The following is a 3,267-nucleotide window of genomic DNA, read 5'->3' as shown; positions in this document are numbered from 1 at the left end:
CATCCAGCCCCAGGGTCTTCAGATAGCGGTACCACGCATCCTGCACCACGCGCAGCAGCGCGCTCTTGGATTCCAGCCATGTGGCGACCGGCAGGCCCGCGAACAAGCCTTTACCCTGGACGATGCCTGCCGCGTGCTCGGCAAACAGCGGTGGCAACGAGCGGTTGGCAAAGTGCATGCGCAGCAGCTCGCGCCAGAAGTCGACCGGGTTGCGAATTGATCTCGGCGCCAGTTGGTAGACATGCTCGAGAATGAAGTCCTTGGACTCGTTCTCGCCGCGCGCTGACTGCAATTCGGTCTGGTGGGCATGAAACAGCCCGGCAAAATGCTCCGGCTCGACCTGCTGTACCGCGCTGTATGCCAGCCTGGGGAAGAGCTCCGCAAGGCTCAATCGAACCACACGTCCGTGGTGCACGATGTCCCACGGCAACTCATTCGCGTCGGCGCTGCGCAGATGCAGAACCAGCGAAGGCGCTGGCCCCGCCTCACCGCGATCCCAGGCTGCGCGATAACGTTCCTCGTATTCCGCCCGAAAGGCGAACGGGTCTTCGTACAGCATGACCTCGAAGCCCCGGCTGCGCAGTTCGGACAGGAGCTTTTCGTCCAGCAGCACATCGTCGGGGTCGCACGCCACCCACAGCCGGGTGAGATCGGCCGTGAAGTGGCTGAGAATGCGTTCTGACCACTGGCTCATCCCACCTGTCCTCCGGGCATCACATCGCCGGAGACGCGCACCATCATCACGGCATTCAAATCCGGCACGCTGGCCTCCATGTCGTCCAGAGCGGCCATGCGTGCATCGTGTTCTTGTTGCAGCCGCTTGCGCCGATGCTCACGCACGGCGGGCAGGCCGATTCGTCCAATGGCCTGGCCTCGGGCCTCGAACGCATACACCGCACGTTCGCGCTCTTCCTTCAGCCGGGCGCGGTGTTCAGTCAGCAGCTCCGTGAAGATCCGTTCACCCTGGGTACTGGCAGCCGCATGCGATGCCTCGAACCACTTCGCCGACTCCTCGGCACCCGTCACCGCATGCACGTCTACGGTTTCAGTGAGCAGCAGATCCCAGACGCGCTTGGCAGTCGGCACGAAGGGACGGCCTTCCTCGTTGATGAACACTGGAAGGAAGCGCTTCCGGCTCAGACCTTCAGCCGCCAGACTGATCTCCCATAGCGACCAGATGCCGCGTACCGAATCCGGAAGACCGGTCACGCGGATCACCGGCAGCGGCTGCCCGGCGACAAAGCGCGGCAGCTCGCTGATCACCGCCCGAGCGCGTGGGTCTTCCATCGTGACCCATTCCAACTCCGGGTTCTCATCCGCCGTGCGGGCGTCAAAGCAGGCCTGTGCCGACTCACTGCCGTCTGCCCACTTCAATCGCCACGCCTTGCCAACCTTCGTTGCCGAGCCGCCGCGCGCAGCCAACCCGCTGGTGATGGCGCGCTCCAGCCAGAACTGCGCCGGGTGGTCGCGCCACTTGCGGGCATCATCGGCGTCCAGATCGTGCTCCGTGGTGAGCAGATCGCTGTTCTTCTTCGACTCCGCCAGGGTGGATCGAAGCTGCGACACCACCGCGTCGCACTCCTGTTCGATGGCATCCGGGTTCTGCAGGCCATGCACGAACAGCTCGTCGAAGATCGGGTCGGCCTCGACCGAATCCATCACGTCGGCCGCCTTGTCGACGCCAAACTCCTGCGCGATGACCTCGAGCTTTGCCTCCAACACCTGGCGCACCCGATGCTCCACGGTGTCTTCGAGCACAAAGTTGATGGCGCGAACCACGTGCTTCTGTCCGATGCGGTCCACCCGGCCAATGCGCTGCTCGATCCGCATCGGGTTCCACGGCATGTCGAAGTTGACGATGACATTGCAGAACTGCAGGTTCAGGCCTTCACCACCGGCATCCGTCGAAATCAGCACGCGCACATCCTTGGAGAACACCTGTTGTGCCCGTGTGCGCGCTTCCAGGTCCATGCTGCCGTTGAGCGTCGCCACCGAGAAACCCCTGCTTTCCAGGTAGTCGGCCAGCATCGCTTGCGTCGGCACGAACTCGGTGAAGATCAGCACCTTCAGCGCCGGGTCGCATTCCTCTTGCTGGAGCTTGTAGATCAGCTCCAGCAGTGCCTCGGCCTTGGCATCGGTGCCGGCGGCCTCGGTTTCCCGCGCCAGCTCCAACAGCATCTCGACTTCAGACTTCTCCAGCTCCCAGCCACTGGACTGCATGGCCAGATCCACCTGGGACTGGCCATCGAGATCGGCCCACTCGTCAGCGCTGGGGCGTTGTTGCATAAATCAATTTCAGGGCGAGCTTCCCCAAACCCAGCCGTGGCTATGCCACGGCCGCCGTCTGAGGACGGCCCAGTTCTGTAAATCGATTTAATATGGCTGCTCGTATGTGCAACTCGTTCACTTGGCGTTCAAAGGTGCGAGACATCACTCGTTCACCTAATCGCTTGATGCAGTTCATCTTGGTTTCCACCAAACTTCGGCGGTGATAGCCAATCCAGCGCTTCCAGATACTTCGCCCTAGCCGCCTGCATGCAGTAATGGCTGCATTGCGGTGCTCAAAGACACTTCCCCTACGAATTCGAGCATTCTTGCGTGGAGGAATGATTGGGATAGCACCACGCCTGATGACAGCTTCGTAGGCTGGCTGTGTGTCGTATGCACCATCCCCCGTCAGACTCTCTAGCGTTTCATCCCCAGGCAGCTGCTGTAGCAAATCAGGAATCACTGCAGCGTCACTGACGTTGTTCGAGGTCACACAGATGGCTCGAATCTGCAGTGTCTTGGCGTCAATGCCGATGTGCAGCTTGCGCCATTGACGGTGGCGCTCAGGACCATGCTTTTTGCATTTCCACTCGCCTTCACCCAGGAACTTGATTCCTGTTGAATCCACCAGCAGGTGCAAGCCTGCTTTACTGCGGGTGTACGGAATCTGGACATTCAAATCTAACTGTCGCCTGCACAAGGTACTGAAGTCTGGCACTGGCCAAGAAAGGCCACACAGTTGAAGCACAGACTCCACCAAACCCGTCGTTTGCCTGAGTGCCAGGCCAAACAGGTTCTTGAGCGTCAAACAAAATTGAATAGCGGCATCAGAGAACTTCGGACTGCGTCCGCGTTTGCCGCTGGCAGCGGCAAACCACGCCATGCGCTTGTCCAGCCAAATGGACAAGGAACCGCGAGCCTTGAGAGCTGCGTTGTACTGTTTCCAGTTGGTTGTGCGGTAGCGGGGCTTACGGGGCTGGCTCATGCAGCAAGCCTACA

At 60.7% G+C, this 3,267-nt stretch carries 3 protein-coding genes; all 3 read right to left on the bottom strand.

Annotated features, from left to right (window positions below; translation table 11 throughout):
• Positions 1–694, bottom strand: a 694-nt coding sequence (locus N5J73_RS24070; protein ID WP_279941375.1) for a hypothetical protein, incomplete at its 3' end; no start/stop codon positions are given.
• A complete protein-coding gene (locus N5J73_RS24065) occupies positions 691–2,286 on the bottom strand; it encodes a C-terminal helicase domain-containing protein (protein WP_279941374.1) in 1,596 nt (531 codons plus the stop codon). The genes N5J73_RS24065 and N5J73_RS24070, both read right to left, overlap by 4 nt.
• Before the next feature lie 40 nt (positions 2,287–2,326).
• Complete coding sequence (locus N5J73_RS24060) at positions 2,327–3,253, bottom strand: IS5 family transposase (RefSeq protein ID WP_114249776.1); 927 nt, start codon at positions 3,251–3,253, stop codon at positions 2,327–2,329.
• Positions 3,254–3,267: the final 14 nt, after the last annotated feature.

Origin of the sequence: Stenotrophomonas sp. GD03654 (assembly GCF_029845105.1) — a bacterium.
Taxonomy (GTDB): domain Bacteria; phylum Pseudomonadota; class Gammaproteobacteria; order Xanthomonadales; family Xanthomonadaceae; genus Stenotrophomonas; species Stenotrophomonas africana.
The sequence above is the reverse complement of the archived record's forward strand: the minus strand, read 5'-3'. Positions and strand labels throughout refer to the sequence as shown.